The 15215-nt window shown below is 72.6% G+C and carries 14 protein-coding genes and 1 riboswitch; of the genes, 6 read left to right on the forward strand and 8 right to left on the reverse strand.

All coding sequences use genetic code 11. The features are described from left to right. Nucleotides 1-224 precede the first annotated feature (224 nt). The 6 genes from P3G67_RS04010 to P3G67_RS04035 form a co-directional block, all read right to left on the reverse strand. On the reverse strand, nt 225-1049 hold the full coding sequence (locus P3G67_RS04010) for an ECF transporter S component (protein WP_276092205.1): 825 nt from the start codon (nt 1047-1049) through the stop codon (nt 225-227). Further along, nucleotides 1046-2665 (reverse strand): ABC transporter ATP-binding protein, encoded by a 1620-nt coding sequence (locus P3G67_RS04015; RefSeq protein WP_276092206.1) that lies wholly within the window; start codon nt 2663-2665, stop codon nt 1046-1048. The genes P3G67_RS04010 and P3G67_RS04015 overlap by 4 nt, the downstream gene beginning before the upstream one ends. Then, entirely contained in the window at nt 2662-3798 is a 1137-nt protein-coding gene (locus tag P3G67_RS04020; RefSeq protein ID WP_276092207.1) for a CbiQ family ECF transporter T component, read from the reverse strand. The genes P3G67_RS04015 and P3G67_RS04020 overlap by 4 nt, the downstream gene beginning before the upstream one ends. After that, nucleotides 3795-4439 (reverse strand): SCO2322 family protein, encoded by a 645-nt coding sequence (locus tag P3G67_RS04025; RefSeq protein WP_276092208.1) that lies wholly within the window; start codon nt 4437-4439, stop codon nt 3795-3797. The genes P3G67_RS04020 and P3G67_RS04025 overlap by 4 nt, the downstream gene beginning before the upstream one ends. Beyond that, nucleotides 4439-5686, reverse strand: a complete 1248-nt coding sequence (locus tag P3G67_RS04030; RefSeq protein ID WP_276092209.1) for a prenyltransferase/squalene oxidase repeat-containing protein — start codon at nt 5684-5686, stop codon at nt 4439-4441. The genes P3G67_RS04025 and P3G67_RS04030 overlap by 1 nt, the downstream gene beginning before the upstream one ends. Before the next feature lie 121 nt (nt 5687-5807). Next, nucleotides 5808-5963, reverse strand: a riboswitch (cobalamin riboswitch). A 19-nt stretch (nt 5964-5982) separates the two neighbouring features. Continuing rightward, nucleotides 5983-7017, reverse strand: a complete 1035-nt coding sequence (locus tag P3G67_RS04035; protein WP_276092210.1) for an MBL fold metallo-hydrolase — start codon at nt 7015-7017, stop codon at nt 5983-5985. 162 nt (nt 7018-7179) lie between these two features. On the opposite strand from P3G67_RS04035, the gene P3G67_RS04040 reads away from it, so the two are divergent. Together P3G67_RS04040 and P3G67_RS04045 are read left to right on the forward strand one after the other, a co-directional pair. Further along, on the forward strand, nt 7180-8637 hold the full coding sequence (locus tag P3G67_RS04040; RefSeq protein ID WP_276092211.1) for an aldehyde dehydrogenase: 1458 nt from the start codon (nt 7180-7182) through the stop codon (nt 8635-8637). A 6-nt stretch (nt 8638-8643) separates the two neighbouring features. Further along, nucleotides 8644-8877, forward strand: a complete 234-nt coding sequence (locus P3G67_RS04045) for a ferredoxin (RefSeq protein ID WP_269854197.1) — start codon at nt 8644-8646, stop codon at nt 8875-8877. Between the two features lie 296 nt (nt 8878-9173). Here the strand turns inward: P3G67_RS04045 and P3G67_RS04050 are convergent, their stop codons facing one another. Continuing rightward, on the reverse strand, nt 9174-9779 hold the full coding sequence (locus P3G67_RS04050) for a TetR family transcriptional regulator (protein ID WP_276092212.1): 606 nt from the start codon (nt 9777-9779) through the stop codon (nt 9174-9176). 223 nt (nt 9780-10002) lie between these two features. Between P3G67_RS04050 and P3G67_RS04055 the strand changes: the two genes are divergently transcribed. The 4 genes from P3G67_RS04055 to P3G67_RS04070 are packed head-to-tail and all read left to right on the forward strand — an operon-like array spanning nt 10003 to nt 14112. Beyond that, on the forward strand, nt 10003-11364 hold the full coding sequence (locus P3G67_RS04055) for a glycosyltransferase family 4 protein (RefSeq protein ID WP_391858193.1): 1362 nt from the start codon (nt 10003-10005) through the stop codon (nt 11362-11364). A 13-nt stretch (nt 11365-11377) separates the two neighbouring features. After that, the gene (locus P3G67_RS04060; protein ID WP_276092213.1) at nt 11378-12202 is read left to right on the forward strand and encodes a class I SAM-dependent methyltransferase; all 825 of its coding nucleotides are present in this window, start codon (nt 11378-11380) and stop codon (nt 12200-12202) included. Continuing rightward, nucleotides 12199-13266 carry a prenyltransferase gene (locus P3G67_RS04065; protein ID WP_276092214.1) on the forward strand — a complete coding sequence of 356 codons (1068 nt, stop codon included), beginning with the start codon at nt 12199-12201 and terminating at the stop codon, nt 13264-13266. The genes P3G67_RS04060 and P3G67_RS04065 overlap by 4 nt, the downstream gene beginning before the upstream one ends. Before the next feature lie 60 nt (nt 13267-13326). Then, the gene (locus P3G67_RS04070; RefSeq protein WP_276092215.1) at nt 13327-14112 is read left to right on the forward strand and encodes a maleylpyruvate isomerase family mycothiol-dependent enzyme; all 786 of its coding nucleotides are present in this window, start codon (nt 13327-13329) and stop codon (nt 14110-14112) included. 31 nt (nt 14113-14143) lie between these two features. Here the strand turns inward: P3G67_RS04070 and P3G67_RS04075 are convergent, their stop codons facing one another. After that, complete coding sequence (locus tag P3G67_RS04075; RefSeq protein WP_269854202.1) at nt 14144-15154, reverse strand: LLM class F420-dependent oxidoreductase; 1011 nt, start codon at nt 15152-15154, stop codon at nt 14144-14146. Between the last annotated feature and the right edge of the window lie 61 nt (nt 15155-15215).

The following is a 15215-nucleotide window of genomic DNA, read 5'->3' on the forward strand; positions in this document are numbered from 1 at the left end:
CCCACCCGCCCCTTTCGCAGGGCACCACAGGAGGGGGTGTGCCGGGGTGTCCCCGCAGGGTGGCGATCGAACTTCCCTGAAAGCCGCGTTACGGGTGCAGGGAGCCACCCGAGGAGTCACCCCGGCGCGCCCCCGACCTCACGCGAACCGTGCGCAACGGCAAGCAAAGGCCGAGGGCAATCGGGTGGGCGGGTGGGAAAAACGCTGAACCCCAAGGGGAGCGATCACAGCCCCGCCCGCCCAGCATCGCTGAACGCCACCGGAGCCTCGAACGCCGCCCGGCGAGTAGCGCGCCGCAGCGCCTTCAGCACGGGCGCGCCCAGGGCGAGGGTGAGTACGGCGGTCACCGCCGCCCGTGGCAGGTCCCAACCCATGGACGTCGCAAGGCAGTAGGCGACGAAGTGCGCGAGGTTCTCCGCCAGCGGCGCGCCCGGCAGATAGCCGATCCCCGAGGACAGGCCGCCGATGTACGGCCAGCCCTGGAGGTTCATCACCGTGCCGTAGAGCAGTGAGGACACCACCCCGTACCCCGCCAGCATCACCAACTCGGCGCGGCCACGCGGCCGTTGCCACAGCAGTCCGGAACCCATGCCCACCCAGCCCATGCTGAGCATCTGGAACGGCATCCACGGTCCCACACCGCCGGTCAGCAGCGCGGAGGCGAACATCGACACCGCGCCCAGCACGAAGCCGAAGCCCGGACCGAGGACCCGGCCCGCCAGCACGATCAGGAAGAACATCGGCTCTATGCCCGCCGTCCCCGCGCCCAGCGGGCGCAGCGCCGCGCCCGCCGCCGCGAGCACCCCGAGCATCGCGATCGCCTTGGCGTCCAGCCCGGTGTCGGCGATCGACGCCACCACCACCGCCAGCAGCAGCGGCAGCAGCCCGGCGAACAGCCACGGCGCGTCAGCGCTGTGCGCCAGCCCGGAGCCGGGGTCGGCCAGCAGCGGCCAGCCGAACGCCGCGAGACCGACCAGCGACAGCAGTGCGAGCGCCACCGCCGACCGAGGCCCGAGCCGAACCGGCCTGATGTGCTCCGCGCGCCTCATGCCCGCGCCTCGTCCGCCAGCGCCGCCGCGACCTGCGGAACCGTCAGCCACGGTCCCGGCTGGAGGATCTTCGCCACCTGCGGGGCGAAGGCGGGCGAGGAGACCACCACCTGCTCGGTACGGCCGTCGGCGACGACCTCACCGTCGGCGAGGATCACCACCCGGTGCGCCAGCTCCGCCGCCAACTCCACGTCATGCGTGGCCAGTACGATCGCGTGGCCGTCCGCCGCCAGCGCCCGCAGCCGGGTCACCAGCCGGGACTTGGCCGCGTAGTCGAGGCCCCGGGTCGGCTCGTCGAGCAGCAGCAGCGGTGGCCGGGCGGCCAGCACGACGGCCAGCGCCAGCGCCAGCCGCTGACCCTCGGACAGGTCACGCGGATGCGTCTCGTCCGGTACGCCCGCAAGCAACTCCGTCACCAGCGCCCGGCAGGTGCCCGGCGCGGCGCCCGCGTCCTCGTCGGCGGCCGAGCACTCGGCCGCGACCGTGTCCGCGTACAGCAGATCGCGCGGCTCCTGCGGCACCAGCCCGACCCGCCGCACCAGTTCACGCGGCGCCGTGCGGTGCGGGACCACCCCGCCGACCCGTACCCCGCCGGAGGCGGGCTCGTGCAGACCGGTGAGCGTACCCAACAGGGTGGACTTCCCGGCGCCGTTGCGGCCCATCAGCGCCACCGTCTCACCCGGCCGCACCGTCAGGTCGATCCCGCGCAGCGCCTCGGCCCGGCCGCGCCGCACCGAAAGCCCGGACACCTCGGCGACCGGTGCCGTCTTCTGCGGTGGAACCACCGGCGTCGGCCCGCGGTCCGCCAACCGCTCGCGCAGCGGACGCGCCGCCCGCCGGGCGTCCCGTACCGACAGCGGCAGCGGTGACCAGCCCGCCAGCCTGCCCAAGCCGACGACCGGCGGGAACACCGGAGACGCCGCCATGATCTCGGCCGGATCCCCGATCACCGGGGGCATGCCCGGCTCGGCCAGCAGCACCACCTGGTCCGCGTACTGCACCACCCGCTCCAGCCGGTGCTCGGCGAGCAGCACCGTGGTGCCCAGGTCGTGCACCAGCCGCTGGAGCACGGCCAGCACCTCCTCGGCCGCCGCCGGGTCAAGGGCCGACGTGGGCTCGTCCAGCACCAGCACCTTCGGATGCACGGTGAGCACCGATCCGATCGCCACCCGCTGCCGCTGTCCGCCGGAGAGCGTGGCGATCGGCCGGTCCCGCAGCTCCGCCAGGCCCAGCAGGTCCAGCGTCTCCTCCACCCGCCGCCGCATCACGTCGGACGGCAGCCCCAACGACTCCATCCCGTAGGCGAGTTCGTCCTCCACGGTGTCGGTGACGAAGTGCGCCACCGGGTCCTGGCCCACCGTGCCCACCACGTCGGCGAGTTCACGCGGCCGATGGGTGCGGGTGTCCCGGCCCGCCACGGTGACCCGGCCGTGCAGTGTCCCGCCGGTGAAGTGCGGCACCAGGCCGCTGACCGCGCCCAGCAACGTCGACTTGCCCACCCCGGACGGGCCGACCAGCAGGCACAGCTCGCCCTCCGGGACGGTCAGCTCGACGTCCCGCAGCGCGGGCCGCGCCGCGCCCGGATAGCTGACGGAGACGTTGTCGAAGCGGATCACCGCTCGGCTCCCTTCGAGTCGGGCCGCGGGTCGCGGCGCGGCGCCGGTGCCACGACCGCGGGCAGCAGCCCGAGCAACACCGCCGCCGCGGGCCACAACGGCAACGTCGGCGCACTCAGCGGTACCACCGGCGGGTTCAGCGCGGCCGGTTCACTGGCCGCGGCGTGGATCAGCAGTGCGGCGACGGCCACCCCGGAGGCGGTGACCAGCCAGGCCCGGGCGCCCCAGTGGTCCGGCCGGTACCGGGTGCGTACGCTGCGCCGGCCGCCCAGCCACAGCCCGGCCAGCGCCGCAGCGAGGCCCAGCACCAGCACCGGCAGGCCGAAGCCCGCGCCCTGCGCCGCCAGCAGCCCGTACGTTCCCGCGCACACCCCGAGCAGTCCGCCCAGCGTCAGTGCGGCGGTCAACCGCCGCACCCGCGGCGGGACTTCGGCGGTACGGCCGTAGCCGCGAGCGTCCATCGCCGCCGCCAGCGCCACCGAACGCTCCAACGCCCCCTCCAGCACCGGCAGTCCCACCTGGAGCAGCGCCTTGAAGCCCCGGTCGGCGCGACCACGCATCCGCCGTGCGGCGCGCAGCCGTTGCACATCGGCCACCAGGTTCGGGGCGAACGTCATCGCCACCACCACCGCGACCCCCGCCTCGTACAGCGCCGCGGGCAGCGACTTGAGCAGCCGCGCCGGATTGGCCAGCGCGTTCGCCGCGCCCACGCACACCAGCAGGGTGGCCAGCTTCAACCCGTCGCACAGTGCGAACACCACCTGCTCGGCCCGCACCGCACCGCCGAGCCGCACCCCTTGCGCCCAGTGCGGCAACGGGACCTCCGGCAGCCGGAACAGCACATGGGCGCCCGGGATCGGCGAGCCCAGCAGGACCGCGAAAACCACCCGCAACGTCAGCACCAGCAGCCCGAGCTTGAGGAACGCACCGTACGAGCGGGCCCACGGCGCGTCGGTCCGGCGGACCGCCACCACATAGCCCGCCACCGCGACCAGAAGCAGGAGCAGCAGGGGATTGCTGGTGCGCGACGCGGCCGTCGCCAGGCCCAGCGCCCACAGCCACCAGGCGCCCGCGTGCAGCGCGTTGGAGCGGGTGGCCGCGGGCTGTCGCAACCAGCCGCGCGGCCCCGTCACCCGGACCGCCGCCTACGGGACTGCCAGACGGCGCCCGCGCCCAGCGCGACGACCACGGCGACGCCCGCGAACAGGCCGAGTGACGGGCCGCCGCCCGACGCCTTGGGCCGCGCGGCGGCGGACGGCGCCGGACCGCGCCGCGGACTGGAGCCGACCTGCTCCCCGCAACCCGACTGCGGATAACCGGCGATCGCGCACACCAGCCCCGCCGAGCTGTAGCGCAGCGGCTTGGCCACCGCCGCCAACGCGTCGGCGGCACTGGCGTCCTGCGGCACCTGGGCGCACGCGGTGTGCGCGGGCGGTGGGGTGGCGCCGTTCGGGGCGTCGGCCGCAGTGCCGAAGTCCAGTACCAGCGCGACCCGCTTCATGCCGGGCCTGGTCTCGGTGTGGGCGCAGATCGTGCCGAACTCCGCACCGCCCCGCGGCTTCGCCGCGCTCGCCGAGTCCGCGCTGACCGCGAACCGCCAGCCCTCGACGTCGCCGTCGGACGGCGTGGCCATAGCGGGCCCGGTCCGCGCGTACGACCAGGAGCCGCCGTCACGCTCCCAGAACGACCAGTAACGGTAGCCCTCGGCCTGCGCCGGGGGCGCGGCGAACAGCACCGTCGCCGCCAGCAGCGGCACGGCCAGCACTCTTCGCATCAGACCTGCTTCTTGTTGCGCATGCTGAACGCCCAGCCGATGCCGATGCCCGCGACCAGACCGGCGCCCACGATCCACCACGCCGACGCGCCGCTGCCACCGCTGTCCTTGTGGTCCGCGGAAGCCGCGGGTGACGTGGACTCCTCGGGCCGCGGGCCGGTGTCGACCAGCTGCTGCACGAGGTCGTTGCCCGCGAAGTCGTGCGGGCTGGCGCCGGTCGCGGCGGACGCCAGGATCAGCGAGCCCAGCGCGGCCGGGTCGCCCTTGGCCCACCCGGCGGCGTTCTTCGTCAGCCAGATGTACGGCTTCTTCGCCGCTTCCAGGTGGTTGCCCGAGGCCAGCGCCAGTACCGCGTCGGCCGTGGTGCCGTAGTCCGGGGTCTTCTGGGTGGAGCCCGGCTGGGCGGTGGTCAGGTGGTCGCCGTTCGCGGAGAGCGTGGTGGCGAGGTACGCGGAGGCGGCGTCGGCGGCGGTGGCCGGATCGTTCGCCTTCTGCGTCGCCGAGCAGTCGAACCCCTTCGGGTCGGTGTTCTTCGCGGGCGCGCCGATCACATACCCCTTGCCGAGCGCCGCGAAGGCCGCGTCAGCGGTCGCCTTGTCGTTGGGGGCGAGCGTGCCGGACTTGTCCGGCTGGTAGGCGAACGCTCCGCGCTGCGCGTCCTGCGCGCCCTTGGTGCCGCAGCCGATCTGGAACGACAACAGCGCGTCGTAGGGCGACTTGCCGCCCCTGGTCACGCTCGCCACGTCCTCGCCGGGGGCGGTCAGCGCACCGATCACCACGGCTGTGGAGTTGGCGTCGCTGGGCGTGCCCGGCTGGTAGCCCCAGCCGCCGTCGCTGTTCTGCATCGACTTCAGCCAGTGCACGGCCTTGCTCACGGTGGTCCCGTGCCCGCCGACCGCCGCCAGCGCCTGGACGGCGACCGCGGTCGAGTTGGTGTCCTCGGTCTTCGGGGCGCACGACGTGTCCGGGTTGGCCCGGTAGGTGGCGAAGCCGCCGTCGGCGCACTGCTGCCCGACCAGCCAGTCCACGGCCTCCTTCGCCGGGGTGACCTTCACCGTGCTCAGCGCCAGCAGCGCGGTGGACTGCCGCCACACCCCGTTGTACGTGGGGTCCGCGCCGCCGTACAGGCCGACGGGCAGGCTGGACGTCGACGGGGACGGCGCCGCCGCGCCGAGGAGCGCGACGGCGGCCAGTGCGGCGGCGCACCGCGCGAGCGCGGCCGGACGCGGCCTGCGTGAGGGGGCCATGAGTCGGTTGCCTTTCGATGAGCGGAGCGCAGCCGGAGCCCGGCGCCGTCCGCGCGGCGCCGGGCTCCGGCTCCGTATACCTCGACGGTGCCGGTGGTCGCGCGCAGCCGCGCCACCACCGGGAGCCGCTCGCGTACGCACGGGCACTCCGGCTGAGCGGACACTCCGTGAGCGTCCGCGTCACGGTTGCGGGTCAGCGCCGGAATTGCACCGGCTTTCCCCGTTCGTAAGCGGATGAAATTGTCCCGCCTACTTTACGCGGACCCGAGGGGGCTCCTCGCCTGGCCGTGGGCTCGCTACGCCGCCGCGTACCTCACCGGGTGGGAACCCGCCACCGGCTCCGCCAAGCCCAACTTGACCAGCCGCCGCAGGTGGGCTTCGGCCTCGGCCACCGCGATGTTGCGCGAGCGGTGCGGAAGCTCGTCCCAGGCGCGGTTCCAGCGCATGCTCTCCGCGAGCTGCCACGGGGTCGACGGCCGAACCGCGATCAGCGCCCGCAGATCGGCCAGCCGCTCCGCGTGGTGCGCCAGCAACTCCCGTACCCGGTCCGGCGCGCCGGCGAAGGCGTGCTGGTGTGCCGGCAGCACCTCGGCCGGGTCGAGCCGTGCGATCCGCTCCAGCGAGTCCAGGTAGTCCCCCAGAGGATCGCTGGCCGTCCCGTCCTCGGGGTCCTCGTACAGCCCGATGTGCGGGGTGATGCCGGGCAGCAGATGGTCGCCGGAGAACAGTCGCCGCCCCTCCTCCAGATGCAGGCAGACGTGGCCGGGCGTGTGCCCCGGCGTCCAGATCGCCCGCAGCCGCCGCCCGGGCGCGTCCACCAGCTCACCGGGCACGATCTCCCGGTCCGGAAGCGCGGGACGCTCCCCGGGCAGTACACGCCCCCGCCCGGCGGCGCGCGCGGTGCGCAGCGGTACGAGGTGCTCGTCGGGTGCGCCCGCCGCGGCGAGCTTGTCGATCAGGTAGTCCAGCCACAGTCGCGCCGGGGCCTCGCGGGTCCGCCGTACGACGGCGGTGTCCGCCGGATGCATCGCCAGCCACGCCCCCGACGCCTCCCGCACCCGCCCGGACAGCCCGTGGTGATCGGGATGATGATGGGTGAGCAGCACGCCGTACACCTCGCCGACCGAAGTCCCGCACTCCGCGAGCCCGTTCACCAACGCGTCCCAGGAATCCGGGTCATCCCACCCGGTGTCCACGAGCACCGGCCCGCGATCGGTGTCAAGAAGGTGAACGAGGGTGTACCCAAGCGGATTGTCCGGTATTGGCACCTGGACGCTCCACACCCCACCGCCGTGGTCGGTCACCATGGGTCCCCCCGAGGTCGTCCGCATGGCCCACTATAACTAGAACGGGTTTCAGGGCTCCTCTTCAAGCTCCCCCATTCCCCGGGAAGTTGTAGGGGGCGCCTCCCGACCGCGCTCGCCGTGGACTCCTCCGCCCGCAGCTGGTACCAGTACCTGAAAGGCCGTCAGAAAACGCGGAGGCTTCCGGTCATGACCGAGCTGATCGAGCACGGGCAGCTGTTCGTCGGTGGCGAGTTGGTCGAGCCGTTGGGCGCGGGGGTCATCGAAGTGGTCTCGCCGCACAGCGAGGGGATCATCGGGCGGGTGCCGCATGCCTCGCGGGGGGATGTGGATCGCGCGGTGGGGGTGGCGCGGCGGGCGTTCGACGAGGGGGAGTGGCCGCGTACGCCGTTGGCGGAGCGAATCGCGGTGGTGACCCGGATCAAGGACGCGATCACGGCGCGGCACGAGGAGTTCGCCCGGCTCATCAGCGCGCAGAACGGCTCACCGTACTCATGGAGCGTCCTGGCGCAGGCGCTCGGTGCGGTGATGGTGTGGGACGCCGCGATCACCGTCGCCCGTGACTTCCGTTACGAGGAGCGCCGGGCGGGCGTCCTCGGCCCGCTGCTGGTGCGGCGGGAACCCGTCGGCGTGGTCGCCGCCGTCGTACCGTGGAACGTGCCGCAGTTCGTGGCCGCCGCCAAGCTCGGCCCCGCGCTGCTCAGCGGCTGTACGGCGATCCTCAAGCCGTCCCCCGAGTCACCGCTGGACGCCTACCTGCTGGCGGAGATCGCCGCCGAGGCGGGACTGCCCGAGGGGGTGTTGTCCGTACTCCCGGCCGACCGCGAGGTCAGCGAGTACCTCGTCGGGCACCCCGGCGTCGACAAGGTCTCCTTCACCGGATCCGTCGCCGCGGGCAGGCGGGTGATGGAGGTCGCCGCACGCCATCTCACCCGTGTCACCCTGGAGTTGGGCGGCAAGTCCGCCGCCGTCATCCTGCCCGACGCGGACCTGGAGGCGGCCGTCGCCGGGATCGTGCCCAACGCCTGGATGAACAACGGCCAGGCGTGCGTGGCGCAGACCCGGATCCTGGCGCCCCGAGAGCACTACGACGAGATCGCCGAGCGGCTCGCGGCGGCGGCCGGTGCGCTCGTCGTCGGCGATCCGCTCGACCCGGCCACCCAGGTCGGCCCGCTCGTCGCCCGCCGCCAGCAGCAGCGCTCCTTCGAATACATCGCCCTCGGCCAGCGGGAAGGCGCCAAGGTGCTGACCGGCGGCGGCCGTCCGGCGTCCCAGCAGCACGGCTGGTACGTCGAGCCGACACTGTTCGGCGAGGTCGGCAACGGCATGCGGATCGCCCGCGAGGAGATCTTCGGGCCGGTCGTCTGCCTGCTGCCGTACACGGACGAGGAAGAGGCGGTACGGATCGCCAACGACTCCGACTACGGCCTGTCCGGCAGCGTCTGGACCTCCGACGTGGCACACGGCATCGACATCGCCCGCCGGGTGCGCACCGGTACGTACTCGGTGAACACGTTCAGCCTCGACATGCTGGGTCCGTTCGGCGGCTACAAGGACTCGGGAGTCGGGCGGGAGTTCGGGCCGGAGGGGTACTCGGAGTACCTGGAGCACAAGACGATCCACCTTCCGGCCGGATGGGAGGGGTGAGCGCCGATGGGCGAGCGCTGGCACGTGGCGGTGGACCGCTCGGTGTGCATCGGCTCCGGCCTGTGCGCGGGCACGGCGCCCACCGCGTTCACCCTTGACTCGGCCCGGCAGTCCCATCCGACGGCGACCGAGACCGACGCGGGCGACTCGCTGCTGGCGGCGGCCGAAGGCTGCCCGGTGGAGGCGATCACCGTCACCCGCGCCGGGACGGGGGAGCCGGTCTTCCCGCCGGACGAGTAACCCTGTGTGGGCAGGCCCCACACCGTGCATTCCTCACGGCCGCTTCGTGACAGACGTGACTGTTCCGGCCCTTGGTTCGCATGGAAATCTCAACCCCACGCGGACCAAGGGGGAGTCCTGCCGCCACCAGCGCGGCCGGACCACAAGCCGGCCCCCATCCAGGGGCCGTAACGGGGCATCCCGTTGAACCTGTTCAGTCCCCGTCTCCACGCCACCGCGCACGCCGTGCAGGCGCGCGCCGTTACCGCACCGTAAGCTCCCCCTGGGGTCCACCGCGCGGCCGGAAGGGTGTTCCGTCACTCGCTGGCGGTCAGGTCGATCAGCCGACACACCGTCTCGATGTCGATCTTCACCTGAGCGATGGACGCCCGCCCGGACAACCAGGTGACCAGCGCCGAGTGCCAGGTGTGCTCGATGACCCGCACGGCGGAGAGCTGTGCGGCGGTCGGCGGACCGGGCAGCCGCATCGCGTCCAGGATGATCGCCGTGGTGAGTCGGGAGACGGTGTCCACCTCGGGGCTGACCGAGCGATCGGCGAAGGTCAGCGCCCTGAGCATGGCGTCGGCCAACTGCGGCTCGCGCTGCAACGCGCGGAACGCCCGCATCAACGTCTCGGCCACCCGCGCGGACGGGGCCTGCGCGGCGGGTGGGCGCTTGCGCAGCGTCTCGTGCATCTGCTGCAACTGGTCCTGCATAGTGGCGACCAGCAGGTGCACCTTGGAGGGGAAGTAGCGGTACAGCGTGCCCAGGGCGACCTGGGAGTTCTCGGCGACCTCCCGCATCTGCACGGCGTCGAAGCCGCCACGGCTGGCGAGTTGGGCACTGGCGTGCAGGATGCGGCGACGGCGGGCTTCCTGACGTTCGGTCAGGGGCGGAGAGGCCGGTTTCTGTTCTGTGGCCATTTGTCCCATTCCGTGGAGTCCGTTCGCGAGGCGCGGCGCACTGGGGCGGTGTGCGCATGATGGCAGGATGCCGAGCCGTGGCGCGAATCACCTGATGCGCCCCTGCCGGTCGCACTGGCTGCCGGTAGATTCGGGGTTCGTTGGACGAGCGAGTCTGAAACTTGTTCTAGATTAGCGCGACCGGTTACGCTCCGGCTGAACTGCAGTGAGAAGGGGGCCGTGAGTGACGACTGAGGCCGCTCCGGTGGTCGGGCCTGCATCGCTCGCACCCCCCGCGCGGGACGCTGGCGAAAGGCCGCTGCGCATCGCGCTGCTGACCTACAAGGGCAACCCCTTCTGCGGCGGCCAGGGCGTCTACGTGCGCCATCTCTCCCGTGAGCTGGCCCGCCTCGGCCACACCGTCGAAGTCATCGGCGCCCAGCCGTACCCGGTGCTCGACCAGGCACCGGAACCGGGTCGGCTGACCCTCACCGAACTGCCCAGCCTGGACCTCTACCGGCAGCCCGACCCGTTCCGCACCCCCAGGCGCGAGGAGATCCGGGACTGGATCGACGCCCTTGAGGTCGGCACCATGTGGACCGGCGGATTCCCCGAGCCGCTGACCTTCTCGCTGCGCGTACGCCGCCATCTGGCCGGGCGGCGCGGTGAGTTCGACGTCGTACACGACAACCAGACGCTGGGCTACGGCCTGTTGGGCATGGAGCGGATCGGCCTGCCGCTGGTGACCACCATCCACCACCCGATAACCGTCGACCGCCGACTGGAACTGGACGCCGCGCCGAACTGGAAGCGGCGGCTTTCGGTCCGGCGCTGGTACGGGTTCACCCAGATGCAGAAACGTGTCGCCAGGCGGCTGCCGTCGGTGCTGACCGTCTCCGGCTCATCCCGCCACGAGATCATCGAGGACCTCGGGGTCCACGCGGACCGCATCCACGTGGTCCCCATCGGCGCCGACACCCGCCTGTTCTCCCCGGATCCGTCGGTACCGGAGATCCCCGGCCGGATCGTCACCACCTCAAGCGCCGACGTGCCGCTCAAGGGCCTGGTCCATCTGATCGAGGCACTGGCCGTGGTCCGCCGAGAGCACCCGCACGCCCACCTCGTCGTGGTCGGCAAGCGCCCGGAGAAGGGTCCGGTCGCCACCGCCATCGAACGGCACCGGCTGGGCGGCGCCGTGGAGTTCGTCAAGGGCATCAGCGACGCCGAACTGGTGGATCTGGTGCGCGGGGCGCAGATCTCCTGTGTGCCCTCGCTCTACGAGGGCTTCTCACTGCCCGCCGCCGAGGCGATGGCCACCGGCACCCCGCTGGTCGCCACCACCGGCGGTGCCATCCCCGAGGTGGCCGGTCCGGACGGAGAGACCTGCCTCGCCGTACCGCCCGGCGACCCGGAGGCGCTGGCCGGTGCGCTGGCCAGACTGCTGGGCGACGCGCGGCTGCGCGTCCGGCTCGGCGCCGCGGGGCGTGACCGGGTACTGGCCCGGTTCACCTGGGAACAGGCGGCGCGCGGAACCGTGGAGCGCTACCGCGCGGCGATCTCCCAGAGCAGGAGTTCTTCCGGGGCAAGTCCCCGTACGCCCAAGTGAAAGCAGAGTCCTCGTGCTGACCGTCGACTTCTCCCGCTTCCCGCTCGCCCCCGGCGACCGGGTCCTCGACCTCGGATGCGGCGCGGGGCGCCACGCCTTCGAGTGCTACCGGCGCGGCGCCAACGTCGTGGCCCTCGACCGCAACGGTGAGGAGATCCGCGAGGTCGCCAAGTGGTTCGCGGCCATGAAGGAGGCCGGGGAGGCACCGGCGGGCGCCTCGGCCGTCGCCATGGAGGGCGACGCGCTCCAACTGCCTTTCCCCGACGACAGTTTCGACGTCGTCATCATCTCCGAGGTCATGGAGCACATCCCGGACGACAAGGGCGTGCTCGCCGAGATGGTACGGGTGCTGCGGCCCGGCGGCCGGATAGCCGTCACCGTGCCGCGCTGGCTGCCGGAGAAGATCTGCTGGGCGCTGTCGGACGCCTACCACGAGGTGGAGGGCGGGCACATCCGCATCTACCGCGGCGACGAACTGCTGGCCAAAATGCGCGAGGCGGGACTCAAACCGTACGGCACCCACCACGCGCACGGACTGCACAGCCCGTACTGGTGGCTCAAGTGCGCGTTCGGCGTGGACAACGACCAGGCACTGCCGGTCAAGGCGTACCACAAGCTGCTGGTCTGGGACATCATGAAGAAACCGCTGGCCACCCGGGTCGCCGAGCAGGCGCTCAACCCGCTGATCGGCAAGAGCTTCGTGGCGTACGCGACCAAGCCGCACGAGCCCGGCGGGGCGACTATCCGCGACGCGGGTGCGGCTGCCGGTCGGCAGTCGGAGGACGACGGGAACCTTCGCCGCGCGGGCGGAGAAGCGGACGCAAAGGTGCGCGCGTGACGAGTCCCGGGCGCACCGAGCATCTGGTCCTGCCAGGCGTGCTCTCGGCCGAGCAGGCGGCGCAGACGGTGGCCGGGATCCTGGCGGTGCAAAGGCCGGACGGCGCCATACCCTGGTTCACCGGCGGGCACCTGGACCCCTGGGACCACGTCGAGGCCGCCATGGCCCTGGACGCGGCCGGGGAACACGCCAGCGCCGCCGCCGCGTACCGCTGGCTGGCCGACAACCAGAACCCGGACGGCTCCTGGTACGCCGCCTATGTGGACGGCGTGCCGACGGACCGCGGCCGGGAGACCAACTTCTGCGCCTACATCGCGGTGGGCGTCTGGCACCACTATCTGACCACCGGCGACGAGGCGTTCGTCGACCAGATGTGGCCGCACCTGTTCGCGGCCGTCGAGTTCGTGCTGGCGCTGCAACTGCCCGGCGGCCAGATAGCGTGGCGGCGCGACGAGGACGGCGGCCACCCCGGCGAGGCGCTGCTCACCGGCTGCTCGTCCGTCTACCAGGCGCTGCGCTGCGCCCTGGCGGTTGCCGAGCTACGCGAAGATCCGCAGCCCGACTGGGAGTTGGCGACCGGGCGGCTGGCGCACGCGATCCGGCACCATCCCGAGCGGTTCTTGGACAAGAGCCACTACTCGATGGACTGGTACTACCCGGTGCTGGGCGGTGCGCTGCGCGGTCCGGCGGCCAAGGAGCGGATAGAGGCCCGCTGGGACGAGTTCGTGGTCCCCGGTCTCGGGGTGCGCTGCGTACTGCCCAACCCCTGGGTGACCGGCGGCGAGAGCGCCGAACTCGCCCTGGCGCTGTGGGCGATGGGGGAGTCCGACCGGGCGGTGGAGATCCTCAGGTCCATCCAGCACCTGCGGGCCGAGGACGGTATGTACTGGACCGGCTACGTCTTCCAGGACTCGGCGGTCTGGCCCGAGGAGAAGACCGCCTGGACCGCGGGGGCGCTGCTGCTGGCTGTCGCCGCGCTCGGCGGGGACGAGGCCACCACCGCCGTCTTCGACGGCGAACGGCTGCCGCTCGGCTTCACCGAGCCCTCGGACGGCTGCTGTTGACGTGTCGGTAGGCTGGCCGCGTACTCGCCTTCCAAGGGCCTTCGAGAACGGGGTAGCGGCATGGCCGAACTGGACCACGACACCTACTGTTCGCACATCGTCGACGAGACCGACCGGCTGCGGGAGGCGCTGCGCGGCGCCGACCTGAGCACCACGGTGCCCACCTGCCCGGAGTGGGACCTGCGCGAGCTGGCCACGCACCTCAGCGGTGCGCACCGGCTGGCGGAGGAGGTGGTGCGCACCCGGGCCCTTGAGTACGACATCAAGGAGGCGATCGCCCGCCGGGAGCAGGCACCGGAGGACCCGGCCGAGCTGGACCGCTGGCTCGGCGAGGGCGCCGAGGCCCTGGCGAAGGCGCTGCGCGCGGCGGGCCCGGACGTGGAGGTGTGGAGCTGGAGTCCCGTCCAGCGGACCTCCTTCTACGCCCGGCGGATGGCGCTGGAGACGCTGATCCACCGCGCGGACGCCTTCCTCACCGTCGGCCGCCCGTACCAGGCGGACGGTGAGCTGGCGGCCGACGCCGTCGACGAGTTGCTCCAGCTTCTCACCTGGCCGCAAGCCCTGGCGTTCCGGCCGAAGTTGGCCGAACTGCGGGGCGCCGGGGAGACGATCCATCTGCACGCCACCGACACCCCGGCCGTGCTGGCCGCCGAGTGGCTGATCGAGCGGCAGCCGGACGGCGTCGCCTGGCGGCGCGAGCACGGCAAGGGCGACGTGGCACTGCGCGGCCCGCTCACCGAGGTGCTGCTGGCCTTCTACCGGCGGCTGCCGCTGGACGACGAACGTCTCGAAGTACTGGGCGACCAGGCGCTGTTGGAGCACTGGTTGCGGCTCACCGCCCTGTGACGCCGCCAGGTGCTCGCGGGACTGGGAGGGTCTAGGAGTTCAGTTCCGCGAGCACCCTCAGCGTCGTCGGATCAGGCGCCGTCACCAGGAGGTCGGTGACCGGACCGCGGCGCCACAACTCCAGGCGCTCGGCGATCCGTTGCCGTGGTCCGACGAGCGAGATCTCGTCGGCGAACGTGTCCGGCACGGCGGCCACCGCCTCTTCGCGCCGCCCGGCGAGGAACAGCTCCTGGATCCGCCGGGCCTGCTCCTCGAACCCCATACGGGCCATCAGATCGGCGTGGAAGTTGCGGGACCTGGCGCCCATGCCGCCGATGTAGAAGCCGAGCGTCAGCTTCACCGCGGCCAGCGCCTCCGCCGGATCGTCGCAGACCTGGGCCCGTACCATCGGCGCCACCATGAACCCCTCGGGCGCCTTCGCCAGCGAGGGCTGGTAGACGTCGGTGCGCAGCGGCGACCAGTACAACGGAAGCCAACCGTCCGCGATCCGCGTGGTCTGCGCGATGTTCTTCGGCCCCTCCGCGCCGAGCAGCACCGGTAGATCGGCGCGGAGCGGATGGGTGACCGACTTCAGCGCCCTGCCGAGTCCCGTACCGTCCGGGCCCTGGTACGGCAGGCCGTGGTAGTCGCCGCGCAGCCGCACGGGCGCGGTGCGGCGCAGCGCCTGGCGGACGACGTCGACGTACTCGCGGGTGGCGGTCAGCGGGCTGCGCGGGAAGGGGCGGCCGTACCAGCCCTCGACCACCTGCGGCCCGGACAGTCCGAGGCCCAGCATCATCCGGCCGCCGGAGAGGTGGTCCAGGGTGAGCGCGTGCATCGCGGTCGCGGTGGGGGAGCGGGCGGCCATCTGCGCCACCGCGGTGCCCAGTCGGATGCGGGAGGTGTGGGCGGCGATCCAGGTCAGCGGCGTGAAGGCGTCCGAGCCCCAGGACTCGGCGGTCCACACCGAGTGGTAGCCGAGCCGTTCGGCCTCGACGGCGAGGTCGAGATGCCGGGGGTCGGGGCCGCGTCCCCAGTAGCCGAGTGCCAGGCCTAGCCGCATCGCCTTCCCCCTCACCACTTCTGACGCTTCGTCAGGAACGGTACGGTCGGTGCCCGCGCGA

It is taken from the genome of Streptomyces silvisoli (assembly GCF_029269905.1).
Taxonomy (GTDB): domain Bacteria; phylum Actinomycetota; class Actinomycetes; order Streptomycetales; family Streptomycetaceae; genus Streptantibioticus_A; species Streptantibioticus_A silvisoli_A.